Annotated in this window: 26 protein-coding genes; 13 read left to right on the forward strand and 13 right to left on the reverse strand. The window is 62.7% G+C overall.

All coding sequences use genetic code 11. The features are described 5' to 3' along the window. Positions 1-19 precede the first annotated feature (19 nt). From ACHMW7_RS20840 to ACHMW7_RS20850, 3 genes are all read right to left on the reverse strand, one after another. Positions 20-1,558 carry a DHA2 family efflux MFS transporter permease subunit gene (locus ACHMW7_RS20840; RefSeq protein ID WP_395447385.1) on the reverse strand — a complete coding sequence of 513 codons (1,539 nt, stop codon included), beginning with the start codon at positions 1,556-1,558 and terminating at the stop codon, positions 20-22. 113 nt (positions 1,559-1,671) lie between these two features. Beyond that, positions 1,672-2,820 (reverse strand): HlyD family secretion protein, encoded by a 1,149-nt coding sequence (locus ACHMW7_RS20845; RefSeq protein ID WP_395447386.1) that lies wholly within the window; start codon positions 2,818-2,820, stop codon positions 1,672-1,674. Then, positions 2,817-3,287, reverse strand: a complete 471-nt coding sequence (locus tag ACHMW7_RS20850) for a MarR family winged helix-turn-helix transcriptional regulator (protein WP_395451394.1) — start codon at positions 3,285-3,287, stop codon at positions 2,817-2,819. The genes ACHMW7_RS20845 and ACHMW7_RS20850 overlap by 4 nt, the downstream gene beginning before the upstream one ends. Before the next feature lie 155 nt (positions 3,288-3,442). Here ACHMW7_RS20850 and ACHMW7_RS20855 point away from each other — a divergent pair, with 155 nt between their 5' ends. From ACHMW7_RS20855 to groL, 3 genes are all read left to right on the forward strand, one after another. Beyond that, complete coding sequence (locus ACHMW7_RS20855) at positions 3,443-4,057, forward strand: DsbA family protein (protein ID WP_395447387.1); 615 nt, start codon at positions 3,443-3,445, stop codon at positions 4,055-4,057. Positions 4,058-4,214: 157 nt separating this feature from the next. Continuing rightward, entirely contained in the window at positions 4,215-4,511 is a 297-nt protein-coding gene (groES, locus tag ACHMW7_RS20860; RefSeq protein ID WP_018427182.1) for a co-chaperone GroES, read from the forward strand. A gap of 64 nt (positions 4,512-4,575) precedes the next feature. After that, positions 4,576-6,231, forward strand: coding sequence for a chaperonin GroEL (groL, locus tag ACHMW7_RS20865; RefSeq protein WP_395447388.1), 1,656 nt, complete (start codon positions 4,576-4,578; stop codon positions 6,229-6,231). A gap of 51 nt (positions 6,232-6,282) precedes the next feature. Here the strand turns inward: groL and ACHMW7_RS20870 are convergent, their stop codons facing one another. Further along, complete coding sequence (locus tag ACHMW7_RS20870) at positions 6,283-7,086, reverse strand: DeoR/GlpR family DNA-binding transcription regulator (RefSeq protein ID WP_395447389.1); 804 nt, start codon at positions 7,084-7,086, stop codon at positions 6,283-6,285. Positions 7,087-7,203: 117 nt separating this feature from the next. On the opposite strand from ACHMW7_RS20870, the gene ACHMW7_RS20875 reads away from it, so the two are divergent. Together ACHMW7_RS20875 and ACHMW7_RS20880 are read left to right on the forward strand one after the other, a co-directional pair. Continuing rightward, positions 7,204-7,560 carry a DUF4406 domain-containing protein gene (locus tag ACHMW7_RS20875; RefSeq protein WP_395451395.1) on the forward strand — a complete coding sequence of 119 codons (357 nt, stop codon included), beginning with the start codon at positions 7,204-7,206 and terminating at the stop codon, positions 7,558-7,560. A 268-nt stretch (positions 7,561-7,828) separates the two neighbouring features. Then, positions 7,829-9,226 (forward strand): MATE family efflux transporter, encoded by a 1,398-nt coding sequence (locus ACHMW7_RS20880; protein ID WP_395447390.1) that lies wholly within the window; start codon positions 7,829-7,831, stop codon positions 9,224-9,226. Between the two features lie 97 nt (positions 9,227-9,323). On the opposite strand, the gene ACHMW7_RS20885 is transcribed toward ACHMW7_RS20880, so the two are convergent. Beyond that, complete coding sequence (locus tag ACHMW7_RS20885) at positions 9,324-9,713, reverse strand: hypothetical protein (protein ID WP_395447391.1); 390 nt, start codon at positions 9,711-9,713, stop codon at positions 9,324-9,326. 71 nt (positions 9,714-9,784) lie between these two features. Here ACHMW7_RS20885 and ACHMW7_RS20890 point away from each other — a divergent pair, with 71 nt between their 5' ends. The 4 genes from ACHMW7_RS20890 to ACHMW7_RS20905 all read left to right on the forward strand — a co-directional run bounded on the left by ACHMW7_RS20890 (position 9,785) and on the right by ACHMW7_RS20905 (position 12,695). Further along, the gene (locus ACHMW7_RS20890) at positions 9,785-9,964 is read left to right on the forward strand and encodes a CsbD family protein (RefSeq protein WP_067963408.1); all 180 of its coding nucleotides are present in this window, start codon (positions 9,785-9,787) and stop codon (positions 9,962-9,964) included. Between the two features lie 194 nt (positions 9,965-10,158). Then, positions 10,159-11,556, forward strand: coding sequence for a class II fumarate hydratase (gene fumC / locus ACHMW7_RS20895; RefSeq protein ID WP_395447392.1), 1,398 nt, complete (start codon positions 10,159-10,161; stop codon positions 11,554-11,556). A gap of 166 nt (positions 11,557-11,722) precedes the next feature. Beyond that, a complete protein-coding gene (locus tag ACHMW7_RS20900) occupies positions 11,723-12,148 on the forward strand; it encodes a DoxX family protein (protein ID WP_395447393.1) in 426 nt (141 codons plus the stop codon). Positions 12,149-12,281: 133 nt separating this feature from the next. After that, positions 12,282-12,695 (forward strand): DoxX family protein, encoded by a 414-nt coding sequence (locus ACHMW7_RS20905; protein ID WP_395451396.1) that lies wholly within the window; start codon positions 12,282-12,284, stop codon positions 12,693-12,695. Here ACHMW7_RS20905 and ppx read toward each other — a convergent pair. Together ppx and ACHMW7_RS20915 are read right to left on the reverse strand one after the other, a co-directional pair. Next, a complete protein-coding gene (gene ppx, locus ACHMW7_RS20910; RefSeq protein WP_395447394.1) occupies positions 12,688-14,223 on the reverse strand; it encodes an exopolyphosphatase in 1,536 nt (511 codons plus the stop codon). The genes ACHMW7_RS20905 and ppx overlap by 8 nt on opposite strands. Next, positions 14,223-16,430, reverse strand: a complete 2,208-nt coding sequence (locus tag ACHMW7_RS20915; protein WP_395447395.1) for an RNA degradosome polyphosphate kinase — start codon at positions 16,428-16,430, stop codon at positions 14,223-14,225. Before ACHMW7_RS20915 ends, ppx begins: the two co-directional genes overlap by 1 nt. A gap of 152 nt (positions 16,431-16,582) precedes the next feature. On the opposite strand from ACHMW7_RS20915, the gene ACHMW7_RS20920 reads away from it, so the two are divergent. Together ACHMW7_RS20920 and ACHMW7_RS20925 are read left to right on the forward strand one after the other, a co-directional pair. Next, complete coding sequence (locus tag ACHMW7_RS20920; RefSeq protein WP_395447396.1) at positions 16,583-16,831, forward strand: zinc-finger domain-containing protein; 249 nt, start codon at positions 16,583-16,585, stop codon at positions 16,829-16,831. A gap of 34 nt (positions 16,832-16,865) precedes the next feature. Then, positions 16,866-18,071 carry an FAD-dependent monooxygenase gene (locus tag ACHMW7_RS20925; RefSeq protein ID WP_395447397.1) on the forward strand — a complete coding sequence of 402 codons (1,206 nt, stop codon included), beginning with the start codon at positions 16,866-16,868 and terminating at the stop codon, positions 18,069-18,071. On the opposite strand, the gene ACHMW7_RS20930 is transcribed toward ACHMW7_RS20925, so the two are convergent. The 6 genes from ACHMW7_RS20930 to ACHMW7_RS20955 form a co-directional block, all read right to left on the reverse strand. Next, positions 18,026-18,727, reverse strand: a complete 702-nt coding sequence (locus ACHMW7_RS20930; protein ID WP_395447398.1) for a TIGR02117 family protein — start codon at positions 18,725-18,727, stop codon at positions 18,026-18,028. The genes ACHMW7_RS20925 and ACHMW7_RS20930 overlap by 46 nt on opposite strands. A gap of 89 nt (positions 18,728-18,816) precedes the next feature. Then, entirely contained in the window at positions 18,817-19,620 is an 804-nt protein-coding gene (locus ACHMW7_RS20935; RefSeq protein ID WP_395447399.1) for an amino acid ABC transporter ATP-binding protein, read from the reverse strand. A gap of 23 nt (positions 19,621-19,643) precedes the next feature. Continuing rightward, a complete protein-coding gene (locus ACHMW7_RS20940; protein WP_395447400.1) occupies positions 19,644-20,801 on the reverse strand; it encodes an amino acid ABC transporter permease in 1,158 nt (385 codons plus the stop codon). A gap of 9 nt (positions 20,802-20,810) precedes the next feature. Continuing rightward, positions 20,811-22,001, reverse strand: coding sequence for an amino acid ABC transporter permease (locus ACHMW7_RS20945; protein WP_395447401.1), 1,191 nt, complete (start codon positions 21,999-22,001; stop codon positions 20,811-20,813). Between the two features lie 63 nt (positions 22,002-22,064). Continuing rightward, positions 22,065-23,093, reverse strand: coding sequence for an amino acid ABC transporter substrate-binding protein (locus ACHMW7_RS20950; protein ID WP_395447402.1), 1,029 nt, complete (start codon positions 23,091-23,093; stop codon positions 22,065-22,067). Positions 23,094-23,351: 258 nt separating this feature from the next. Beyond that, positions 23,352-24,179 carry a phosphatase PAP2 family protein gene (locus ACHMW7_RS20955; protein ID WP_395447403.1) on the reverse strand — a complete coding sequence of 276 codons (828 nt, stop codon included), beginning with the start codon at positions 24,177-24,179 and terminating at the stop codon, positions 23,352-23,354. 52 nt (positions 24,180-24,231) lie between these two features. Here ACHMW7_RS20955 and ACHMW7_RS20960 point away from each other — a divergent pair, with 52 nt between their 5' ends. Both ACHMW7_RS20960 and ACHMW7_RS20965 read left to right on the forward strand, forming a co-directional pair. After that, positions 24,232-25,407, forward strand: coding sequence for a cystathionine beta-lyase (locus tag ACHMW7_RS20960; RefSeq protein WP_395447404.1), 1,176 nt, complete (start codon positions 24,232-24,234; stop codon positions 25,405-25,407). A 142-nt stretch (positions 25,408-25,549) separates the two neighbouring features. Next, positions 25,550-26,068 carry a cupin domain-containing protein gene (locus tag ACHMW7_RS20965; RefSeq protein ID WP_395447405.1) on the forward strand — a complete coding sequence of 173 codons (519 nt, stop codon included), beginning with the start codon at positions 25,550-25,552 and terminating at the stop codon, positions 26,066-26,068. Positions 26,069-26,112 lie beyond the last annotated feature (44 nt).

The following is a 26,112-nucleotide window of genomic DNA, read 5'->3' on the forward strand; positions in this document are numbered from 1 at the left end:
GACGGCGCCTTTTTCATTCTCAATCCAAATGCGCTGCCGGGGCACCGCCTGTCACCTGCACTTTTGGCTTGCGCAACAGCAGCGCCAGCGGGATCGCGCAGAGGGAGACAATCATCATCAGCTTGAAGTCGTCGATGTAGGAGATCATCAGCGACTGGATGTTGACCAGCCCGTCGATCTGCGACAGCGCAGCCGGGTTGCCGGCAACCGCGCCAGGTGACAGCGCCATGAGGTTGGGGTTGAACGGCGTGATGTTCGTCGACAGCTCGGCGTGGTTGATCTGGACATTGCGGGTCAACAGCACGGTGACGATCGAAATACCGATCGACGAACCGATGTTGCGGACCAAGCTGAACAGGCTCGCCGCATCGGTCCGGTGCTGCGGCGCCAGTGTCGCGAACGCCACGGTCGACAGCGGCACGAACACAAGACCCAGCCCTAGCCCTTGCACAACGCCGGTCGAGACGATCAGGAAAGCGTCCATCTGCGGCGTGAAGCCGGTCATGTAGTAGAGCGAGATCGCCGTCAGCAGCAGCCCGGCGACAACCAGATAGCGGTTGTCAACCAGCCGCACCAAGCGCCCGACGAGCAGCATCGAGATCATCGTGCCAACGCCGCGCGGTGCCATCACCAGTCCGGTGGTGATGGTCGGATAGCCATAGATGCGCGCCAGCATCGGCGGCAGCAGCGCCAGGCTGGCCAGCAGGATCACGCCGATGACGAAGATGAACACCAGCCCGGTGACGAAGTTGCGGTCGGTGAAGATCTTGGGGTCGAGGAAGGTGTTCTGCGACATCGCCATATGGACGGCAAAGACCCAGAAGCCGGTGATGGCGAGCCCCAGTTCGATCCAGATCTCGACGGCCGAGAACCAGTCGACCTCGCCGCCGCGGTCAAGCATCAGCTGGAGTGCACCGACGCCGAGCGACAGCATGGCAAAGCCGAAGAAATCGAAGCCGCGCAAGCGCTTGACGATAGCCGGCAGATAGGCGGCCGAGCCCAGGAAAGCGACGATACCGACAGGCAGGTTGATGAAGAACACCCATCGCCAGTTGAAGCTCTCGGTCAGCCAACCGCCGAGGGTCGGGCCGATGATCGGGCCAACCATGATGCCGGCACCCCACATCGCCATGGCCTGGCCGTGGCGTTCCTTGGGGTTGATGTCGAGCAGGAAGGTCTGGCTCAGCGGCACGATCGCTGCACCGAACACGCCCTGGAGGACGCGGAACAGCACCATTGATTCCAGGCTCCAGGCCACGCCGCAGAGCATCGACATGATGGTGAAGCCGACGACGGAAACAAGAAACAGTTCCTTGCGACCGAAGCGGTCCGACATCCAGCCGGTCAGCGGCGTCATGATGGCGGCGGCAACGATGTAGGACGTCAGCACCCAGTTGATGGTGTCCTGAGAAGCACCGAGGTCGCCGACCATCGAGGGCAGCGCAACATTGGCGATGGTGGTGTCGAGCACCTGCATCACGGTCGCCAGCATGATGGCAACGGTGATCAGGCCGCGATGCGGCACGTCGGTGAGGGATTTTGCGGCTGACTGGCTCATTCGAGCAACCCTTGGGACCTGGTGGTCGTCAAGCGGCGACCGGAAAGCCGGAGACCCGGCCGCATCCTCGCGGTCGGATCAAGTCCGGAGAAAAGTGCGCGGATCAGCGGCAGTTATTCCGCCGCCACCGCGTGGCCGAAGACGCTGCCGAAGCCGCGCGACACGCCGGTGTCGATCGACACCGTGGCGCTCATGCCGGTGCGCATGGCCAACCCGCCATCCGCGGTATCGACCTTGACCCGCACCGGGATGCGCTGGGTGACCTTGACCCAGTTGCCGGTGGCGTTCTGCGCCGGCAGCAGCGAAAACTCCGCACCGGTGCCCGCACCGATCGCCTCGACCGTGCCGCGGAAAGTGCGATCCGGGTAGGTGTCGAGCACGATTTCGGCCTCCTGGCCGGGCTTCATGTGGGTCAGCTGCGTTTCCTTGAAATTCGCCTCGACCCAGGTGTCGCCGGTCTCGACGAGGCTGAACAGCGCAGTGCCGGTGCCGACGAACTGGCCAACCTTGAAGGAAGCGGCCTGCGAGACCACACCATCGGCCGGCGCGCGAACCGTCGTCTGGGCCAGGTTGAATGCGGCATTGTCGCGTGCGGCGAGCGCCGACAGCACCGTTGGGTGCTTGTCTGTCTCGATATCCGGGTTGCCGCCGAGCGCTGCCTTGGCGCTGACAATGCCCTGCATGGCAGCGCTGTGCTGCTCCTGAGCCTTGTCGAGGTCCATGCGCGCTTCATCGAGCGAAGACTTGGTGTTGACGCCCTTGTTGACCAGACCGTTGCTACGGTCGAACTGTGCCTGGGCATAATCGAGGCCGCTTGCCGCGACGCGCTCCTGGGCGACCGCCTGGCTGTAGGCGGCGCGAAGCTGCTCGACATTGAGGCGGGCTGCGGCGAGTGCCGCATCGGACTGCGCCAATGCGATCTTGTATGGCTCGGGATCAACCTCAAACAGAATGTCGCCTGATTTCACCGTCGTATTGTCGGCGACATCGACCTTGACGATGCGGCCTGCGGCTTCCGATGCGATGTTGACCTTGGCCTGGCGCAGATTGGCGTTCTCGGTTTCCTGGTAGCGGCCGCCGGTCACCCAGAAATAGCCGCCGCCAACCACCATCGCCAAAGGCAAGGCTGCCATCAGCACAAAACGGCCGCGCTTCTTCGGCGCGGGCGCAGGTGCGACCACCGCCGGCTGAAGCTGGCCTGCTGCCGGGCTCTCAATTTCGACCTTTGCGCTGTTTTCGTTCACTTTCGCCACCGCGTTCATTTCGTCGTCTCTCTCAAACAATTCACATTGGCGGGCTCACCCGCGGAAAGGTTGTCGACTATGGTGCGCAGGCCATGGACCGTGGCGAGCCGCTCTTCCGGCGAAAGCCCTGATAGCGCCCGCTCATAGACTTCGCCGGCAACAGCCTTGACCTTGGAGAAGGCCTCAAGCGCCTTGTCGGTCGGGAAGATCATGCGCACACGCCTATCGGCATTGCCTTGCCGGCGCTCGATCCAGCCGCCCTCCTCCATCCGGTCCAGCAATCGCGACACGCTGATCGGCTCGATTTCCAGAAGCTCGGCAAGACGCGCCTGCGCCACTCCCTCTTCCTTGACCAGCCTGACAAGCAGCCGCCATTGCGCCGCCGACAGCCCGAATTCGCTGCCGCGCTGCTCGAAATTGCGCCGCACCAGCCGCGCTGCGTCGTGGATCAGGAAGCCCAGCCTGTCGATGCCTTCGTTTTTCATGAGCGGCATATATTATAAGCATGCTTATCATTCAAGCGGCGTTTTTGCATGGCACGCCTGCATTCACGCCATCGTGTGCCGGCGCGGCGATTAGGCGGCTGTTAATCATGGCCGCCCATCGTCTAGGAGATCGTCACGACAACAGGATCGATCGCATGCAGTACCGGCCGCTCAACCGGCGCCATATGCTGAAAGGCATTGCGGGGCTGACCGTCATGGCGCCCTTGCCGCTTTGGGCCAATCCGATGCCCACGGTGGAAGACATCGCCTTCGATGCCGACATCCCCGTGCTTGGCGATCCCGATGGCGACGTGACGGTGGTCGAATTCACCGACTACCAGTGCCCCTACTGCAAGCTGAGTTTCATCGAACTCTCGAAGGTCATGGTGGAGGACCGCAATATCCGCCTTGTCCTGCGCGACTGGCCGATCTTCGGTGAGGTGTCGCGCAATGCCGCGCTGCTCACCTTGGCCTCAAACAGCCAGGGGCGTTATGCCGATGCGGCGCACACCCTCATGACCACCCGCGATCGCCTGACGTTCCGCAGCACCGCCGACCTGCTTGGCCAAGCCGGCGTCGATGTCGATCTCGCCCGCAGCGACCTTGACGCAAGGCAGGATTTGCTGCTCGGCGTGCTTTCACGCACCGAGGCCCAGGCGAGTGCCTTCCAACTCCAGGGCACGCCTGGCTTCCTGATCGGCAAGGCGCTCTATAAGCGCGGCATGACGGCTGACGATTTCCGCAAGGCCATCGCCCAGGCACGCGCATAAATCCCAGAAAACTGGCTGTCGTGAAGCTGTCGTTCCCTTGACAGTAAAAGGGCGACGGACTATCTCACCGACACGTTAGCACTCGCTCGAAGTGAGTGCTAACCAAGTCCGGCCAGGCCGGACCGAGGGTTCTCAACAGTTCACCGAGGAAGTTCAAATGGCAAAGTCGAAGTTCCGCCCGCTTCATGACCGCGTGGTCGTTCGCCGGGTCGAATCCGAATCCAAGACCGCCGGCGGGATCATCATCCCCGATACGGCCAAGGAAAAGCCGCAGGAAGGCGAAATCGTCGCCGTCGGCTCTGGCGCTCGCGATGAAGCCGGCAAGCTCGTCCCGCTGGACGTCAAGGCTGGTGACCGCGTGCTGTTCGGCAAGTGGTCGGGCACCGAAGTGAAGCTCAATGGCGAAGACCTTCTGATCATGAAGGAATCCGACATCATGGGCATCATCGGCTAATCGCCACCCATCCGCACCATCCAATCTGAAATTCGGGCCTTCAAGGCCCATCGAGGAGCTTAAAATGGCTGCCAAGGAAGTAAAATTCTCCCGTGACGCCCGCGAGCGCATGCTGCGCGGTGTCAACATCCTCGCCGACGCGGTGAAGGTGACCCTCGGCCCCAAGGGCCGCAACGTCGTCATCGACAAGTCGTTCGGCGCCCCGCGCATCACCAAGGACGGCGTCACCGTCGCCAAGGAAATCGAGCTTGAAGACAAGTTCGAGAACATGGGCGCGCAGATGGTCCGCGAAGTTGCTTCGAAGACCAATGACATCGCCGGCGACGGCACCACGACCGCGACCGTTCTGGCCCAGTCGATCGTTCAGGAAGGCCACAAGGCCGTTGCCGCCGGCATGAACCCGATGGACCTGAAGCGCGGCATCGATCTCGCCGTCGCTGAAGTCGTCACCCACCTCGTCAAGAGCTCGAAGAAGATCAAGACTTCGGAAGAAGTCGCTCAGGTCGGCACGATCTCGGCAAACGGCGAGTCGGAAATCGGCGCGATGATCGCTGAAGCGATGCAGAAGGTCGGCAACGAGGGTGTCATCACCGTCGAGGAAGCCAAGACCGCCGAGACCGAGCTCGAAGTCGTCGAAGGCATGCAGTTCGACCGCGGCTACCTCTCGCCCTACTTCGTCACCAACCCGGACAAGATGGTTGCCGAGCTGGAAGACGCCTACATCCTTCTCCACGAGAAAAAGCTCTCCAACCTCCAGGCCATGCTGCCGGTTCTCGAAGCCGTCGTGCAGACCTCCAAGCCGCTCGTCATCATCTCGGAAGACGTCGAAGGCGAGGCTCTGGCCACGCTCGTCGTCAACAAGCTGCGTGGCGGCCTGAAGATCGCTGCCGTCAAGGCTCCGGGCTTCGGTGATCGCCGCAAGGCCATGCTGGAAGACATCGCCATCCTGACCGGTGGCCAGGTCATCTCCGAAGACCTCGGCATCAAGCTCGAGAACGTCGGCCTCAACATGCTCGGCCGCGCCAAGAAGGTGTCGATCTCCAAGGAGAACACCACCATCGTCGACGGCGCCGGCAAGAAGGCCGAGATCCAGGGCCGCGTTGCCCAGATCAAGCAGCAGATCGAGGAAACCACCTCGGACTACGACAAGGAAAAGCTGCAGGAGCGTCTCGCCAAGCTGGCAGGCGGCGTTGCCGTCATCCGCGTCGGCGGTGCGACCGAGATCGAAGTCAAGGAAAAGAAGGACCGCGTCGACGACGCGCTGAACGCAACGCGTGCAGCCGTTGAAGAAGGCATCGTTCCTGGCGGTGGCGTGGCTCTGCTGCGTGCTTCGCTCGCTATCAAGGCGGTCGGCGCCAACTCCGACCAGCAGGCTGGCATCAACATCGTCCGTCGCGCTCTGCAGGCTCCGGCTCGCCAGATCGCTGCCAACGCTGGTGCGGAAGCCTCGATCGTTGCCGGCAAGATCCTTGAGAACAAGGGCGCGACCTTCGGTTACAACGCCCAGACCGGCGAATATGGCGACATGATCGTCATGGGTATCGTCGATCCGGTGAAGGTCGTTCGTACGGCTCTCCAGGACGCAGCCTCGGTTGCCGGCCTGCTCGTCACCACCGAAGCCATGATTGCCGAAGCTCCGAAGAAGGATTCGGGCGCTGCTGGCGGCATGCCGGGCGGGATGGGCGGCGGCATGGGCGGTATGGGCGGCATGGATTTCTAATCCAGCCACCAGGCTCAAGCTTACGGAAAGGGCGCCTTCGGGCGCCCTTTTTCATTGATTCCCCGCTCTCTTCTTTTGGGAACTGTGCGGCGGCCAGTACTCGGCACGCATGACCGAAACACCGGCGTGAGAGAACGCCGCAATACGATCTTCTGCTGCCTCGCCGTCGACGATCAACGTCGAAATGTCGCTGAGGGCGCCAACCTGGAATGGCGACACGGCACCAAGTTTGTCGTTAGTCGCAAGCACGGCCGTTTCGGCGGAGCAGGACATCAGCTGTCGCTTGATCGCTGCCTCCTCCATGTCGCCCGTTGTCAGCCCCTCGGTCGGGTGGACACCCGTGACGCCAAGGAAAAACAGATCGGCGCGCATGCGCGAAATCGCTTCGGCCGCCAGTGCCCCGACCGCCACCATCGAGTGACGGAAAAGCTTGCCGCCGATGATGACGGCGTCGACGTTCGGCTTGTCCTCCAGCGCGACCACGATTGTCGGGCTGTGGGTGATTGCCGTGAAGCGGGCGGCAACAGGCAGGTGCCTGATGATCTCAAGGTTCGACGTGCCGCCATCGAACACCACCGTCATGCCATCTCGGATCATCGACGCGCCTGCTTTCCCCAGCGCTGACTTTGCATCCATCGCCATCGTGCGGCGTTCGGCGATCGGAACCACCGTTGGCGACACCGGCATCGCCCCGCCATGCACCCGCAGCAGCAACCCTTCCGCTGCAAGTTCCCTGAGATCGCGCCTGATCGTGTCTTCCGACAACTCCAGTTCGTGGCTGAGATGCTTGGCAACGACCTGACCATCCCTGGCCAGGAGATCGAGGATCAAACGCTTGCGTTGGCTGGTGAGCACTTTGAGGGTCCGTCAGTTCCGTGATGCCACACGATATTGCACGATCATGCATGAGGCTATAATAATTTCGTGCAGATTCGTGCAATATCTGGAGATATCATGAACAACCCGCAACCTATGCTCATCCTGATCGCCGGCCCCTACCGCTCCGGCACCGGCGACGACCCGATCAAGATGGCGGAGAATCTGAACCGCCTCGAAAGTGTCGCCGTTCCGCTGTTTCGTGCTGGCCACCTGCCTGTGATCGGCGAATGGGTGGCGCTTCCGCTCGGGCGGCAGGTCGGCTCGAAGGGCGCCGGCGATCCGCTCTATGACGAATTCGCCTATCCGGTTGCCGACCGGCTGCTGCGCCATTGCGACGCCGTCCTGCGGCTGCCGGGGGCATCGAAGGGCGCGGATGAGGACGTGCGGCTCGCCAAAGAGCGCGGCCTTGCGGTCTATTTCGACCTATCGGACGTGCCCGGCATGGCCTGATGCAACCGGGCCCTGCCGGAGCCGGCTTGCGGATACCTGCGAGGGCGTCTTCGGGCGCCCTTCTTGACCCGTCAGCAAGTCGCGCCCATGAACCTGGATTGACAGCGTGCATCCGCCGGCCTAGTGAGCGCCCAGGGCATGAAGGGCCCGCCGCCCGCAGCGCAAGCACGGTAAAGCCTTCGCTATGTCAGTCGAAACCGACGCATCAGACCAATGGCAATGCGGGCCCCATTTGATCTCAGTTTGATGCGATATCGGAGACGACGAGATGAGTTCTCTCGACCCTAAAGGCACGAATGCCTTTCTGCATGCACCCCTGCCCGGCCTTTTCCTCAAGACGGCGGCACCCATCATCCTGATCATGGCCACCAACGGCCTGCTCGCCATCGTCGATGCCTATTTCCTCGGCGCCTATGTCGGGCCCGACGCGCTGGCCGCTGTGACCCTGATGTTCCCGGCCTTCATGCTGCTCGTTGCCTTGTCGACGCTGGTGGCAAGCGGCATGGCGAGCCAGCTCGCCCGCCTGCTCGGCGCCGGCGACCTCGACAAGGCGCGCGCGACGTTTCTCGATGCGCACGGCCTTGCCCTGCTCGTCTGCGCGCTGGCCATCGCAGCGTTCATGCTCGGCGGCAAGGACCTTGCCTTGCGTCTCGCCAACGGATCCCGGCCGCTTGCCGACATGGGCTACAGCTACATCTCCATCCTGATCTGGGGTGCGCCGCTGATGTTTGCGCTGTCGCTCAATGGCGACGGGCTGCGCAGCGAAGGCCGCCTCGGCGTCGTTGCCGCGGCCAATCTCTTGACGTCGGTTGCCAATGCCGCCTTGAACTACCTGCTCATCGTCGGCTTCGACTACGGCGTAACCGGCTCGGCGGTGGGCACGGTGCTGGCCCAGATGATGGCCGTCGCCTTCATCGTCGTCTACAGGCTGCGCGCCGGCACGGTGCTCCAATACGCGCGGGTTCCGTCGATGCGCTGGACGGCCGCCTGGCGCCAATTGCTGTCGCTTGGGGCACCGCAGAGCCTGAGCTTCATCGGCATCTCGCTGCTCGCCGCGACTGTCATCACTGCGACGCAGCTGTGGGAAGGCGAGGCCTATGCCTCGACCGTTGCCGCCTACGGCATCATCACCCGCATCATGACCTTTGCCTTCCTGCCGATGCTCGGGCTGAACATGGCGATGCAGACCATCGTCGGCAACAATTTCGGCGCCGGCCTGTGGCAGCGCTCGGACGCCGGCCTCAAGCTCGGCCTTGTGCTGGCGCTGGGCTATTGCGCGCTGTTCGAGGCGGCGATGCTGCTGAGCCATGGCAGCCTGGGCGCGATCTTCGTCGACGATCCGGCGACACAAGGCGAGGTCGCCCGCATCCTGCCGATGACGGTGTCGCTCTACATCCTGGCCGGACCTGTCATGATGCTGTCAGGTTACTTCCAGGCCATCGGCGATGCCCGTCGCGCCCTGCTGCTCAGCGTCGCGCGCACCTACCTGTTCGCAATCCCGCTGACCATCGGCCTGCCCTATCTCCTGGGCGAACGCGGCATCTGGCTGGCCTCGCCCATGGCCGAGTTGCTGATGGTGCTGGTGGTCTCAGCGCTGCTGTTGCACGCAAGGGCAAGAACCGGCTTCGCCTGGGGCCTGTTCCGGGCCAAAGCCGCCATGGCCTGAAACGCCGTCGAAAAAACTTCGGATTTTTTTTCGAACCGGTGGAACCTTTCTGCCGCCCGCGCATTGAGGTGCTGTCGTCGGTACCGGAAGAAGCAATTCAGACGGAACATCGAACGACGAACAGGACGCCTCCAGCACTCTCAAAGGTGCGGGAGGCGTTCTCTTTTGTGCCTTCGGCAGACCATCGCAATGCTCGGTGCACGTCGCGGCAATTCCAGCCGGCCAGCGAACCGCGAGAACGCCTGACCGTTTCAGCCGACAGGCTGCACCGATAGCGGATGAGTTCGCCCCGCCATTCTCCCACGGCAAATTTGAGCGCATCCAACTGGTCGCGAACCGCGGCGGAAAAGGTCGTGTTGGTCACCGCCTCAAGCAGGGCGCGCAGCCCAGGACCGCATATGCTTTCGCCCCAGTCGACATCATCTTCACGACCGGTATCGGCAACGATGCCGACAAGATCCGGCTGAGCGTAGCCATATTGAAACATCGCAGCAACCTGGCGCCGGAACCCTTGCGCATCCTGAACGTTGACCTGCGCACAGCCACAGGAGATGCGAAATGGTGAACAAGGATCAGGTCAAGGGCGTTGCCAAGCAGGTTGCCGGCTCCGTCAAGGAAGCGGCCGGCAAGGCCACCGGCAACAAGACGACCCAGGCCAAGGGCACGGCCGAGAAGATCGCCGGCAAGGTGCAGAAGGCCTATGGCGACACCAAGGAAAAGATCAAGAAGGCCCTTTGACCGGCAGTTCTTGAAAACAGCGAGGCGGCTTCGGCCGCCTTTTTTTATCTCCCGTTTCCGGTCCCGGGCGCCGATCCTCAAACGACATTCCAGTTGAACCGATTAGGATTCCGGCGCGCCCCAATCTCCGCTTGAAGCCGTGTGTGCAACGCGATAGGCCGATGCCCGCAACGAGATTTTTCGGAGACCTGATCGTGACAGCCCAGAAGACCAGAACCGAGACCGACACCTTCGGACCGATCGAGGTCGCTTCCGACCGCTATTGGGGTGCGCAGGCGCAGCGCTCGCTGGGCAATTTCAAGATCGGCTGGGAAAAGCAGCCGCTGTCGGTCGTGCGTGCGCTCGGCATCGTCAAGCGCGCCGCCGCCGAGGCCAACATGGCGCTCGGTCGCCTCGACCCCAAGGTCGGCAACGCGGTGGTGGAAGCCGCCCAGGAAGTCATCGACGGCAAGCTCAACGACCACTTCCCGCTGGTGGTGTGGCAGACCGGCTCGGGCACGCAGTCGAACATGAACGCCAATGAGGTCATCTCCAACCGCGCCATCGAGATGCTGGGCGGCGAGATGGGCTCGAAGAAGCCGGTCCACCCCAACGACCACGTCAATATGAGCCAGTCGTCGAACGACACCTATCCGACGGCCATGCACGTCGCCTGTGCCGAACGCATCGTCCACGACCTGCTGCCGGCGCTGAAGCACCTGCATGCCGCCCTCGACAAGAAGGCACGCGAGTTCGACCACATCATCAAGATCGGCCGCACCCACACCCAGGACGCGACGCCGCTGACGCTGGGCCAGGAATTCGGCGGCTATGCCGCGCAGGTCGCTTCGTCGATCAAGCGCATCGAGCTCACCCTGCCCGGCCTGCAGGAACTCGCCCAGGGCGGCACCGCCGTCGGCACCGGCCTGAACGCACCGGTCGGCTTCGCCGAAAAGGTCGCCGAGCAGATCGCCGCCATCACCGGCCTGCCCTTCGTCACCGCGCCCAACAAGTTCGAAGCGCTCGCCGCCCACGACTCGATGGTGTTCAGCCACGGCGCGATCAATGCCGCAGCAGCTGCGCTGTTCAAGATCGCCAACGACATCCGCTTCCTCGGTTCGGGCCCGCGCTCGGGTCTCGGCGAGCTGTCGCTGCCGGAGAACGAGCCGGGCTCGTCGATCATGCCAGGCAAGGTCAACCCGACCCAGTGCGAGGCGCTGACCCAGGTCTGCGTCCAGGTGTTCGGCAACAACGCAGCACTGACCTTTGCCGGCAGCCAGGGCCATTTCGAACTTAACGTCTACAACCCCGTCATGGCCTACAACTTCCTGCAGTCGGTGCAGCTGATGGCCGACGCGGCTGTCTCGTTCACCGACAATTGCGTCGTTGGCATCGAGGCCCGCGAAGACAACATCAAGGCGGCGCTCGACCGTTCGCTGATGCTGGTGACGGCCCTTGCGCCGACGATCGGCTACGACAACGCCGCCAAGATCGCCAAGACCGCGCACAAGAACGGCACGACGCTGCGTGACGAAGCGCTGGCGACAGGACTTGTCAGTGCCGAAGATTATGACCGGATCGTCCGCCCTGAGGACATGACCCGTCCGGGTTGATCGGCAATTTGCCTACAGTGAGAGCGCCGTGCGTCCAAATAGATGCGCGGCGCTCGAACGCAAAACCATTCCAAATGTGAACGATCTGTCGACACATTCGCACCTTTAGTGAACAGTCGAAATCCACTAGGTGTGGGGCATCGAATTTCAACGGAGCCCTACGCCCATGTCCAACGCTTCCATTGCTACTGCAAAGTCCGGCCTTAGCGCCAACGCCTCGGTCCTCACCCTTGCCGGCCGCGTGCTTTTGTCGGTCATCTTCATCCTCGCTGGCTTTGCCAAGCTGACCGCCATTTCCGGCACTGCAGCCTGGTTCGGCAGCATCGGCCTGCCGCTGCCTGAGGTAACGACCGTTGTCGTCGGCCTGGTTGAGCTGGTTGGCGGCATCGCCATCCTGGTCGGTTTCCAGACCCGCATCGCCGCGATCGTGCTCGGCCTGTTCACCCTGGCCGCTACCGCCATCGCCCACACCAACTTCGCCGATCCGAACCAGATCATGTTCCTGCAGAAGAACCTGGCGATCGCCGGCGGCCTGTTCGTGCTCGCCGCCTTCGGTGCAGGCGCCCTGTCGATCGACGGCCGCCGCCGCTAAATTTCAGAAATTCCTCCCAATAGTGGCCCGGGCTCGTCCCGGGCTTTTTTTGCGCCCTGGCCATGCCGCCGGTTCGAGACGGTGGTGACATCGAAGGTGCGCCGGTGCATCCTGCGGCGACGAGGACATGCCGATGCTCAACAGCCTGTTGCTGCTTGTCGCCAGAATTCTGATCGCCGCGCTGTTCGTGCCGGCGGGCATCAGCACGCTGTCCAACATCTCTGGCACCGCAGGCTATTTCGCCGGGCTCGGCTTTCCCTTGCCGACGATCGTCGCCCTGGGTGTCGGGCTGTTCGAACTGGCTGGCGGCTTGCTGGTGCTTGTCGGCTTCCAGTCCCGCATCGTGCCCGTCATGCTGGCCGCCTTTGCGCTCGCGGCCGGCTTCATCGGCCATTACGGCCAGGGCGGCGACGACGCGGCCATGGCCTTCATGCACCAACAGGCGCTGATGAAGGACATTGCCACCGCAGGCGGATTGCTGGCGCTATCGGTGGCGGGCGCAGGCGCGCTCTCGCTCGACCGGATCTTGCAGCGCCAGCCTATTTGACCGAAATGCTCGGCCCGCCCTCGACCGCCAGCACCAGCTTGCGGCCGGTGACCTTGGCAAGCTGCGCGAGACGTCCCGCCGGGCGCTCGCCGTAGAGCTGGCCGAACTCCGAGGGGATGAGCAGCGCAAGCACGCCTCCGCCCCTGTCTTCCCAGCGCAGCTTCGGCATCACGCCGGGCATCGAGGCCGAGAGCAGGTAGACCACGCGCATCATCGCACCGAGGATGCGGGCGCGATCGAGGTAGCGCGGCGTCGCCAGTTCCTTCAGTTCCGGCGCAAAGCTGTCATTGAAGACGCCGTCGTGGCGGAACAGATTGGCGAGCGCCAGGAAGGCGCGGCCCGGGTGATCGACGCCGATGAACGAGGCGTGCGCGATGATGTTGAGCGACTGGCGGCCACGATACTCGGGATGCGCGCGCCAGCCGATATCGGCAAGCAGGCAAGCGGCGTGGCGATAACGTGCCTCTTCCTCGGTCTCTTCGATACCGAAGGCCGCAAACGAGTTGCGCGTCCATTCGACAAGCTCGTGCGCATGGTGCACCGAGCGTGCCCGCAGCACCGCCAGTTCTTCGGCCGCCGAAATCAGCGGATCGCCGCGCTGCTCCTGTTCGTCAAGCAACGAAAACAAGAACCCCTCGCGCACGCCTAACGCCGAGACGACGATCTTCTCCGGCTTCATTGCCGTGATGATCTCCTGCAGCACCAGCGCACCATAAGGCAGCAGCGAACGGCGGTTCTTGGATACGCCTTCGATACCCTTGATCTTCTCGACTTCGCCGCGCGCCACCTGGCGCAGGAACGGCACGAGACTGACCGGATCCATCTGGTAATGATGCATCACTTCCAGCGGGTAATTGGTCGCGTTCATGTGCAGCCGGGCAAGGTTTCGCCAGGTACCGCCGACGGCATAGAAGGTCCGCCCCTGCCCGCCCTTGAGCAACTTGGCCCGCGCCAGTTCGGCCTGTGCGATCTTGGCCGCCGCCGTGGGCGAGCCCTTGGCCATGTCCTGAAGCCTGAGGCCGCCCAGCGGCAAGGTGATGCCGTCGCCGATGTCTTCGCCCCTGACATCGACAAGTTCGAGGCTGCCGCCGCCCAAATCGCCGGCAATACCGTCAGCGGGATGGAAGCCGGAGATCACGCCAAGGGCGGAATAGTGTGCCTCTTCGCGGCCGGTCAGCACCTGGATCTTGGTGCCGAGCACGTCTTCGGCGCGCTGGATGAAATCGGGACCGTTGATGGCTTCGCGGGCGGCGGCTGTCGCCAGCACATACATCTTTTCCGCGCCGGCCTGCTCGGACAGTGCGCGAAAACGGCGGAACTCCTCCATCGAGCGTGTCACGCCTTCAGGGTCGAGCTTTCCCGTCGAGACGATGCCGCGACCAAGGCCTGCCAGCATCTTTTCGTTGAACAGAAGGGTCGGCGAACGCGCCAACCCTTCATAGACAACCAGACGTATGGAATTCGAGCCGATATCGATGATCGACAGCGGTCGGCGGTCCTTGAGCCGGCCCTGCGAAAGCTGCGCCATCAGGTGGCCGCCGCCTCAGCCTTCTTGCGGCGCTTGAACTGGGCAATGCGTTTGGGCGCATGAGACTTCAGCGCGTCACCCCGTCCGGACAGGCTCGGATTGGTCATGAAATATTCCTGCGCATTGAACGGCTCTTCGCCCTCGTCCAGCGTTATCCGCCGCGAGGTTCCATCCGCCAATACTTCGAAACTTTGCTGGTTGTCCATGATGTTTCCCAGCATGACCTGGCCAAGCACCTGCTCGTGCACAGTCGAGTGCATGGCGATCGGCACCATGCATTCGACGCGGCGGTCGAGGTTGCGCGGCATCAGATCGGCAGAGCTGATATAGACGACCGCCTCGTCCGAGGGCAGGCCATGGCCATTGCCGAAGCAATAGATGCGGCTGTGCTCGAGGAACCGGCCAACGATCGACTTGACGCGGATATTTTCCGACAGCCCCGGAACCTGCGGCCTGAGACAGCAGATGCCGCGCACCACCAGGTCGATCTCGACGCCGCTGCGGCTGGCGTCATAAAGCGCGTCGATCACGTCAGGATCGACCAACGAGTTCATCTTCATCCAAATCTGCGCCGGCCGGCCCGCGCGGGCATGCTCGACCTCATCGGCGATGTGCTTGAGGATGCGGCTGCGCAACGTGTAGGGCGACAAAGCGATGCACATCTCGTCCGCCGGCTCGGCATAGCCGGTGATGAAGTTGAAGATCTGCGCCACGTCGCGCGCGATCGCCGAATCGGTGGTGAAGAAAGACAGATCGGTGTAAATGCGCGCGGTGATCGGGTGGTAGTTGCCGGTGCCGAGATGGACGTAGTTGCGCAGGCGACCATCCTCGCGGCGCACCACAAGCGACATCTTGGCGTGCGTCTTGAGTTCGAGGAAACCGAACACCACCTGCACGCCGGCGCGCTCGAGATCGCGCGCCCAGCGGATGTTGGCCTCCTCGTCGAAACGCGCCTTGAGCTCGACAAGTGCCGTTACCGACTTGCCGGCCTCGGCGGCATCGACCAAAGCGCGCACGATCGGGCTGTCGTTTGAGGTGCGGTAGAGCGTCTGCTTGATCGCCACAACTTCGGGATCGATCGCGGCCTGGCGTAGGAATTGCACGACCACGTCGAACGATTCGTAGGGGTGATGGACGACGAAGTCCTTCTCTCGGATCGCCGCGAAGCAGTCACCGCGATGATCGCGGATGCGCTCAGGGAAACGTGGGTTGAAGGGCGGGAATTTCAGGTCGTCGCGCGGGATCGAGACGATCTCGGAAATCTGGTTGATCGCCAGAGGCCCGCTTAGAATGCTGACGCGATTGGCCGACACACCGAGTTCGCCGGCGACGAAATCGCGCAGGAAGGCCGGCATCTGGCTATCGAACTCGATACGGATGACCGACCCGCGCCGGCGCCGCTTCAGCGCGGTCTCGAACAGGCGAACAAGGTCTTCGGATTCTTCCTCGACCTCGATGTCGCTGTCGCGAATGATCTGGAAGGTACCCGAGCCCTTGACCTCGTAACCGGGAAACAGCTTGCCGATGAACAGGTTGACGGTCTCTTCGATCGGGATGAAGCGCACCGAGCGCTTGCGCTCGGGCAGCCTGATGTAGCGGCGCAGCGCCACAGGCAAGCGCAGCAGTGCCGTCATCTCCTCGCCGCTCTTGCGGTGGCGCAACTGCAGGGCGATCGAAAAGCCGAGATTGGGAATGAACGGGAACGGATGCGCCGGATCGATCGACAGCGGCGTCAGCACCGGAAAGATCTGCTCCATGAAGTGGTCTTCGAGCCACTTGCGTTCGTCCTTGGTAAGGTCCGTCGCCGATATGCTCTCGATACCTTCAGCCTTGAGCAGCTCCATCAGGCTCGACAGGCTCTTTTGCTGATCTTCCTGAAGCCGCTCGACTTCATGCAGCAGCTGATCGAGCTGCTGTTCCGGCGTGCGGCCGTCGGCGCTGCGGACGGTGATGCCTTCGCGCACCTGGCCGGCAAGGCCTGCGACGCGGACCATGAAGAACTCATCGAGATTGCCGGCCGAGATCGATAGGAAGCGTACGCGTTCGAGCAGCGGATGGTTCGGGTTCTGCGACTGTTCGAGCACGCGCCTGTTGAATTGCAGCCAGGAGAACTCGCGATTGACGAAGCGATCGGGGTTGCCGTCGACAGCGCCTGCCAGTGACTTGTCGTTGACGAAATCGGTATGGACCGGCTTCAACTGATTCATATGCAAACCTTCCCCACTGCCGCGTTCCGCCGCTTATCCGGCTCAACTTATCCTCTGACAGGCAATTGCGACAGTTTCATTTCAGCATCTTGCAAACCCGTCGCTTATGATACAAACGCTCTCCAATAAGGTTCCTCTGAAGGGAAAATACCATGGCCGGCGGCTCCATCCCCCACTTCCAGAACGATGCTGGACATGCCGTGATCGAGATCGGCGTCAAGGAATTCATGTGCGTGGGCGCCAACCCGCCCTTCGACCATCCGCATGTCTTCCTCGACATGGGAGCGGACGCCGAGAAGGTCTGCCCCTACTGCTCGACGCTGTATCGCTACTCGTCCAAGCTGAAGGCCACAGAGACCCAGCCGGCAGGCTGCCTCTACGTCATCGACCGCGCAGCCTGATCCCAAAGCCGCGGTCATGCAATCGCGGCCTATCATGATCGCGGGGGCCGGCATCGCCGGGCTGACCGCGGCGCTCGCCTTTGCCAGACATGGCTTTGGCGTTCGCGTCTACGAGCGTTCGCCGGTGCTCGAAGAAGTCGGCGCCGGCCTCCAGCTCTCACCCAACGCCACCCGCATCCTCGACCGCCTCGGCGTGCTCGATCTTGTCAGTGCCTCAGCGGTACGGCCGGAAGCGGTCGTCCTGCGCGACGCGGCGAAACTCGCCGAGCGCGCACGCGTGCCACTGGGTGCTGCCGCCGAACAGCGCTGGAAAGCCCCTTACCTCGTTGCTCATCGCGCCGACCTGCAGAGCGCCATGCTCGCACGCGCGACGGAAAGCCCCCTAATCGAGATCGCGACGGGTGCGACCGTCGGCGCGGTCGAAGCGCTAGCAGATTGCGTCAGGGTCTCGGTCACGCAAGACGGCATCGACTCTCATATCGAAGCAGCTTTGTTCGTTGCTGCAGACGGTGTCTGGTCGGCCAGCCGGCGGCTGGTCGGCCCGAAGGAGAAGAGCAAGTTTTCAGGCGAACTGGCCTGGCGCACGACGCTTTCCGCCGACAGTGATGTCGGTCGACAGTTTGCGGTACTCACCTCGCCGGCGACGGTAACAACCTTCCTGCACCCGCGCTTCCATCTCGTCGCTTATCCGATCCGGGCAGGTGCTGCGATCAATCTGGTCGCCTTCACGCCAGGCAATTCGATTGCCGAACAATGGTCCGGTGAGACTGACACCGGCGCATTGAAGCGCGCCATGGGCGGTACAGCCCCTGCTCTTTCTAAGCTGATCGACGAAGCCGGACCATGGACGGTCTGGCCGCTGCATACCGTCGACCAATCCCGCCCCTGGACATCTCCAAGCGGTATTGCGCTGATCGGTGATGCCGCCCACGCCATGACACCCTTTGCCGCCCAGGGTGCGGCAATGGCAATCGAGGATGCCTACACCTTGGCAGACGCCATTGCCGAAGCCACAAGCACAGCGGAAGCGCTGGCGCGGTGGGAGACGAGCCGCAAGCCGCGCGTGCTCAAGGTGGCGCGGCGCGGCGCGCTTAACCATTTCGCCTGGCATGCCGCCGGCCCCGTGGCGCTGGCGCGCAACCTGTTCCTGAAGCTCAAATCGCCGGAAAGCCTGGCTGCCGACATGGATTGGCTCTATGGCTGGACACCGCCTGGCTGGCTCGATGAAGACCGGTTGTAGAGGCCGAGCGACCAGTTCAGCGTTGCCGGCAGCGGATTCCACCACCCGGTCTTCAGTCCAGCCTCTCTCAGTGCCGCCGCAGTCCAGGTGTTGCAGCCGGCAAGCGCGTTGAACTTGCCGTGGGCCTCGAAGAAGCCGTCGAAATCGCCATAGGCCACATTAGGTATGCGCTGCACCCCGCCCGGGCCTTGCTGAAAGCTGCGCTCGATGAATTCGAGCAGCGTGGCAAAACCTGCTTCACTGAGCTCGAAGCGGCTGATGGTAGGATTCGGCAAGGCAACCTCGCCGGCCAGATCGACGTGCATGACAGAGTTGTCGAGCGTCAGCGCCGCGAACACCGGCCCGGGCTTCAGTTCCGACCATGTCGGTGTGCCGATGTAGAACGCCTTGCTGCCCCAGCCGAACACCAGGTAGCGCGCCCCTGGCAGGTCCGCCTCGATTCCGGCATCGAGCAGGAAGCCGAACTTCGCCAGCACCCCAGCATCGATCGGCACAGCAATGTCGGTGTGGATCGGATTGGTGAATACAAGGATGTGGCGTGGCGTTGCCTCAGACCGCCCGCTACCGAAGAGCGGCCTCGGTACCAGAGTACCCAGGGCGACAGCGGCCATCGCCAGCAGGACGACAACGCCCAGTAGACGAAAAACTCTTCTCACCGGCACGCCGTCCCCAATTTCGGTGCGCTTGTTGCAACAAAAAAGCCCGGCCGTATCTCGACCGGGCTTTTGATCCTTGCGGGCCGATCTTAGTGGAGGATCTGGCTGAGGAACAGTTTCGTACGCTCGTGGCGCGGATGGTCGAAGAACTCGCTCGGCGTGTTCTCCTCGACGATCTGGCCCTGGTCCATGAAGATGACGCGGTTGGCGACCTTGCGGGCGAAACCCATCTCATGGGTCACACACAGCATGGTCATGCCCTCTTCGGCGAGGCCGACCATGGTCTCCAGCACTTCCTTGATCATCTCGGGATCGAGCGCCGAGGTCGGCTCATCGAACAGCATGATGCGCGGGTTCATGCACAGCGAACGCGCGATGGCGACGCGCTGCTGCTGGCCGCCCGAGAGCTGGCCCGGGTACTTGTTGGCCTGCTCGGGGATCTTGACCCGGCGCAGGAAGTGCATCGCCTGCTCTTCGGCCAGCTTCTTCGGCGTCTTGCGCACCCAGATCGGCGCCAGCGTGCAGTTCTCCAGGATCGTCAGATGCGGGAACAGGTTGAAGTGCTGGAACACCATGCCGACTTCGCGGCGGACCTCGTCGATCTTCTTGAGATCGTTGGTCAGTTCCTTGCCGTCGACAATGATCTTGCCCTTCTGGTGCTCTTCCAGCCGGTTGATGCAGCGGATCATCGTCGACTTGCCCGAGCCAGACGGGCCGCAGATGACGATGCGTTCGCCGCGCATGACCCTGAGGTTGATGTCCTTGAGCACATTGAACTCGCCATACCACTTGTGCATGCCGACAATGTCGATCGCCACATCCGTGTCCGAGATGTGCATCTTCGCCCGATCGACCTTGATCTCGTCGGCGCTGACTGCGTTTTCGATGGCCATGGGCCGTTCCCTTTTGTTGTTCGTTATCGTTTATGCCCGGTGTCGAGCCGGCGTTCCATATAAATAGAATAGCGCGACATGCCAAAGCAGAACATCCAAAACACCAGCGCCGCAAAGACGAGCCCTGACGACGGGGTCTGGGGCGAGGCCCAGGCCGGATCCGAGAAGTTCTGGCGCACGACGCCAAGCAGGTCGAACATCGAAATGATGTAGACGAGGCTGGTGTCCTTGAACATGCCGATGAAGGTGTTGACGATGCCGGGAATGACCAGCTTCAACGCCTGCGGAAGGATGATCAGCCCGGTCTTCTGCCAGTAGCTGAGGCCGAGCGAATCCGCCCCTTCATATTGGCCCTTGGGGATTGCCTGCAGGCCGCCGCGTACCACTTCGGCCATGTAGGCCGAGGCAAACAGCGACACGCCGATCAAGGCGCGCAGGAATTTGTCGAAGCTGACGCCTGCCGGCAAGAACAGCGGCAGCATCACACTCGCCATGAACAGCACGGTGATCAGCGGCACGCCACGCACCGTTTCGATGAAGATCACGCTGAGCATCTTCACCACAGGCATCTTGGAACGCCGTCCAAGCGCCAGGATGATGCCGAGCGGCAATGACACGACGATGCCGACAAACGACAGCGTGAGCGTCACCAGAAGCCCGCCCCACAGAGGGGTTTCGATATGCGGCAGTCCAAACATGCCCCCGAGCAGAAGGATGAAGGCAACGATCGGGAACACCACGAAAAACAGCAGGGCATTCAGCCCCTTGCGCGGCACGCGCGGGATCAGCAGCGGCACCAGCAGGGCCACGAACATGATCGCCACCAGCATGACCCGCCAGCGCTCCTCCAAGGGATAGCGGCCGAACATGAACTGGCCGAACTTGGCATGGACAAATGCCCAGCAGGCACCGGACCAGCCGTCCGGCTGGATGCCGCCCTGGGCCACGGTGGCGCAGAAGGTCCGGTCCGTTCCCGTCCACTGGGCATTCACGAATGCCCAGTTGAAGAGTGGCGGCACGATCATCGCCACGACGACGAGGCCGATGATTGTCAGCACCGAATCGAACGGGTTGGCGAACAGGTTCTTGCGGACCCAGGCCACCGGTCCGCGCTCGCGAAGCGGTGCCGGTTGCGGCAAGGCCATTTCGGTGCGGACGTAATGAAGGTCGTTTTGCGACATGTCCGCCTCCTACCTTTCCACCAGGGCCATCTTGGCATTGAACCAGTTCATGAAAGCCGACGTGATCAGGCTGAGGCCAAGATAGACGACCATCCAGATGACCACGATCTCGATCGCTTGTCCGGTCTGGTTAAGCACTGTACCGCCCACAGCCACGAGGTCCGGATAGCCGATGGCAATCGCCAGCGACGAGTTCTTGGTCAGGTTGAGAAACTGACTGGTCAGCGGCGGAATGACGATACGCATTGCCTGCGGCACCACCACCAGCCTGAGCGTATGGCCGGAACGAAGTCCGAGCGCCGAAGCGGCCTCGGTCTGTCCCTTGTTGACACCGCGGATACCGGCACGGACGATCTCGGCGATGAAGGCTGCCGTGTAGAACGACAAGGCGAGATACAGCGCCAGGAACTCCGGCTTGATCTGCAGGCCGCCGGTCAGATTGAAGGTCGACTTCTGCGGGAAATCGAAGCTGAGCGGAAAGCCGGTCGCGACAAGCGCCAGCAACGGCAAACCGATGATCAGGGCCAACGAGGTCCAGAACACAGGGAATGTCGCACCTGTCGCCATTTGCCGCTGACGGGCACGCCGGGCAACGAACCACGACATCCCGATGCCAAGCAGCAATGCCACCGGCACCAGCATCGATCCTTCGCCCCAGATCAGCTTCGGAAAATAGAAACCGCGGCTGTTGAGGAACGAACCGAATGGCAGCTCGATGCTCTCCTTTGGCAAAGGCAGCACCGAAAGCACGCCGAAATACCAGAAGAAGATGACCAGCAGCGGCGGAATGTTGCGGAAGACCTCGACATAGACGGTGCAGATCTTGCGGATGAGCCAGTTCTGCGACAGCCGGCCGATGCCGATGAGAAACCCGAGAATCGAGGCGGTGACGATGCCGGCCACAGCCACGACGACGGTATTGATCAAGCCGACAAGCAGCGCGCGTTTATAGGTCGAATCGGAATCGAAAGCGATTAGCGTGTCACTGACGTCGAAACCGGCGCGTCCGTTGAGAAAGGCAAAACCCGACGCGATGTTGGCGCGCTTCAGGTTCTCGATCGTGTTGCCGATAATCCAGTAGACGAACGCCGTCAGCGCAACGACCACGAGGATCTGGAAGAAGATGCCGCGCACCTTCGGATCGTAGAGCAGCGACGCGCGGCCGCCCCCTACGTCATGGGGTATGTCCTGCGTAGCCATCGGAAGTCCCTCGCAAAGAGTAACCGGAAGGCGGATTCGCCGCCTTCCGGGTGAGACTTCGGATCAGCGGATGGGCGGCGCGTACTGCAGTCCACCCTTGGTCCAGAGCGCATTGATGCCACGGGCGATCTTCAGCTTGCTGCCCTGGCCGACATTGCGTTCAAAGACTTCGCCGTAGTTGCCCACGGCCTTGACGATGTTGACGACCCAGTCGTTGCCGAGGCCGAGATCGGTGCCGATCTTGGTGTCAGCTTCGGTGCCGAGCACGCGCTTGACCTCGGGATTGCCCGACGCCTTCATTTCCTCGACGTTGGCCTGGGTGATGCCGAGCTCTTCGGCGGTCAGCAGCGCGAAGTAGGTCCACTTGACGATGTGGTACCACTTGTCGTCGCCCTGGCGCACGGCAGGTCCGAGCGGTTCCTTGGAGATGATCTCGGGCAGAACGACGTGATCGTCCGGCGCGCCGAGCGTCAGACGGATGCCATAGAGGCCCGACTGGTCGGTGGTGTAGACGTCGCAGCGGCCGGCGTCATAAGCGGCGTTGACCTCTTCCAGCTTCTCGAAAACGACCGGGTTGTACTCCATCTTGTTCGCCTTGAAGTAGTCGGCGAGATTGAGCTCGGTCGTGGTACCGGTCTGCACGCAAACGGCAGCGCCCGAAAGCTGCAGTGCGGAATTCACGCCCGGAAGCTTCTTGGCGTTGATCATGAAGCCCTGGCCGTCGAAATAGGTGACGCCAACGAAGTTGAGGCCGAGTGCGGTATCGCGATTGATCGTCCAGGTGGTGTTGCGCGACAGCAGGTCGATTTCGCCCGACTGAAGTGCAGTGAAGCGCTCCTTGGCGGAGAGCGGCGTGAACTTGACCTTGGTGACGTCACCGAAGACCGCCGCAGCCACCGCGCGGCAGAAGTCGGCGTCCAACCCCTCCCAGTCGCCCTTGTCGTTCGGCGAAGAGAAGCCGGCCAGACCGGTGCTGACGCCGCATTGCAAAAAGCCCTTAGCCTTGACGTCCTCAAGGGTGCCGGCAGATGCGGCGGTCGCCACCATGCCGAGCGTGGCTGCCCCGAGAATGCCTGAAATGATGTACTTCATGACCCACGAACCCTTCTGTTTTTTACAGGCTTTTTGCCTGCCTTTTTGAATTGTGAACTCAGCATCCCCTATCCGGCCCAAATCCGGATTGCGCGTCCTTGCCGGCGCGCTTTGCTGCAGTCCGGTTCACGGATGCATCGAAGGCGATAATTCTTATTAGGTCAAGCAATAAAGGCCCGGCGCAGCCGGCTGCGCCTTTAGTATTAGAAATCAGCGGGAATGATTGCTACGGCCTATGTCGCGTTCACTTCGAAGACGTTAGCCGGCGGCGCGTTTTCGTCTGCCAAAACCAGTGGCTGCAGGCAGCAGCTTTCCCGCCACCAGCCTGAAGCCAACACGGCGCACGGCAAAGAATCGCGCGGCCACAATCGTCACGACCAGGCCGAACAGGAAGCCGGCGGTGATATCGGACGGATAATGCGCTGCGGCTGGAATCCGCAAAGCGGAAAGCATCAGGCCGACGATACCGATGGGCAGCCAGTGACGCGGGAACCAGATCATCAGGATCGCCGCCACCGTGCCGATGGTCGTCGCATGGCCCGAAGGAAAGCTCGAGGAATAGCGCGTCACCACGAACGGGTCGAAATGATAGGCGCCGTATTCGCCGTAGAAGGCCGGCCGCGCGCGGCCGAAGAACAGCTTGACGATGTTGACCGCAATGCCGGTGAACGCAACCATGCCAAAGACGAAGGCGGCCTGACCGAACAGCGTCACCAGCCGGGCTTTCAGGCCATAACCGACGCCGCGCCAATCGGCGGCTGCCGTCGCGAGATAAACCAGCAGCGCGGGGATGAGATACCATTCCGACCTGCCGATATCGCTCAGCCAGGCCAGCCAGGCGGTGAAGCCGTTGCGGTTGCTGAGCATGAAGTTCATCACCGCCGAATCGACTGAGAATAACAGCGCGACAGCAACGGCGCCGCAGAGCAGCAGCAACGTCAGCCCGCGCGACCACACCGGCTGCGGCGCGGCTATTCGACGGCGCCGGATGCGACGCGAGGAAAACGCCACCGTCTCCCACAGCCGCCCGGCAAAACCCGCCGGCCAGATCTGGCCCAGCCGAACGGGCCCCTGCGGCGGTTGCACGGGTCGTGCCGTCGCATTATGGCTGGCGTCTTCACTGAAAGGGTGCGGATTCATGACTCGAGACAATGGCAGGATCAAAGGTGTCAACACACGGCTGACGCACTCCGGGCACGATCCACACGGCTTTCATGGCTTTGTCAATCCGCCGGTCGTGCACGCCTCGACAGTTCTGTTCCCCAACGCAGCGACGATGGCCGCGCGTGCTCAAAAATACACATATGGCACCCGCGGAACGCCCACCAGCGACGCCCTTTGCCACGCCATAGACGAGCTCGAAGGTTCGGCCGGCACCATCGCCGTGCCCTCGGGGCTGGCCGCGGTGACGATTCCCCTGCTCGGCTTCCTGTCGTCGGGCGACCACATCCTGATCACCGATTCCGTCTATCTGCCGACCCGCCATTTCGCCGACACCATGCTCAAGCGCCTCGGCGTCGAGGTCGACTATTACGATCCGCATGTCGGCGCAGGCATTGCGGCGCTGATCAGGCCGAACACCAAGGTGGTGTTCACCGAATCGCCGGCGTCCAACACCTTCGAGATCCAGGACATTCCGGCCATATCAAAGGCGGCACACGCCGCTGGCGCCATCGTCATGATGGACAACACCTGGGCGACGCCACTCTATTTCAAGGCGCTCGACTTCGGTGTCGACGTGACCATCCACGCCGCGACCAAATATCCGGCCGGCCATTCGGACGTGCTGAGCGGAACGGTGTCGGCCAATGCCGCCTGCTGGCCGCGACTGCACGACGCCTTCGTCACGCTCGGCTGCTGTGCCGGTCCCGACGATGTCTACCAAGTGCTGCGCGGCCTGCGCACCATGGGCGTCCGGCTTGCCCATCACCAGAAGAGCACGCTCGAGATCGCGCGCTGGCTCGAAGGCCAGCCCGGTGTCGCCCGCGTGCTGCACCCCGGCCTTGAAAGCCACCCCGACCACCAACTCTTCAAGCGCGACTTCTCCGGCTCGAGCGGCATCTTTTCCGTGGTGCTTTCAGGCGGCGGCACGCCAAAGGCGCATGCCTTCCTCGACGCGCTCGAGATCTTCGGCCTCGGCTATTCCTGGGGCGGCTACGAAAGCCTCGCCGTGCAGGTCAGCCTCGCCGACCGCAAGATCGCCAACGGTCCTTATGAAGGCCCGATCATCCGGCTGCAGATCGGCCTGGAAGACGTGGCCGACCTCAGGGAAGACATCGCCGCAGGCCTGCAGGCGGCGAATGCTTTAGGCTGATGGCGGGCATGGCGGGCAGCAGGCAAGGCTGCTCCGCCTAATCGCCGCCAGGATAACTCGTCCCGCTACCTCATATTGACAGGCAGCGTCGCCATCGCGACGTTTGCCTTGCGAACCTGGCAAGCTCTTCGGGGAGATCGACATGACTGCATCCGGCCGCCCTTCCGAAATCGCCCACTGGACCGAGCTCGAAAAGCCCGACGGTGAAACCTTCATCGGCACATCGGAGCTCAGGGGGCTCGGCGCACCGCTCGCCGTCCATTTCGGCCTCGAGCGGCTCGGCATCCACCATATCAGGCTGCCGCCGGGCCGGCGCACCTCGTTTCCGCATGCCGAAAGCCTGGAGGAAGAATTCGTCCACGTGCTCGACGGCGAACCCGACGTCTGGCTGGACGGGGTGCTGCACCGCCTGAAGCCGGGCGATTCCGTCGGCTTCCCCGCCGGCACCGGCCTGGCGCACAGCTTCCTCAACAACACCGACACCGAAGTGCGCCTCTTGGTGGTCGGCGAAGCCAACAAGGACGAGAACCGGATCGTCTATCCGGTCAACCTCGAGCGCAAGGCGATTCGCGACGACTGGTGGGACGACGCACCGCAGCGCGAGCTCGGCGATCATGACGGCTTGCCGGATCGGGTTCGCGCGGCACGGAACAAGACGTGAGGGGAGGCTGGAGCCGTCCATCTGCCGAGGCCAGCAGCTCACCG

Origin of the sequence: Aminobacter sp. UC22_36, from assembly GCF_044056035.1 — a bacterium.
GTDB lineage: Bacteria > Pseudomonadota > Alphaproteobacteria > Rhizobiales > Rhizobiaceae > Aminobacter.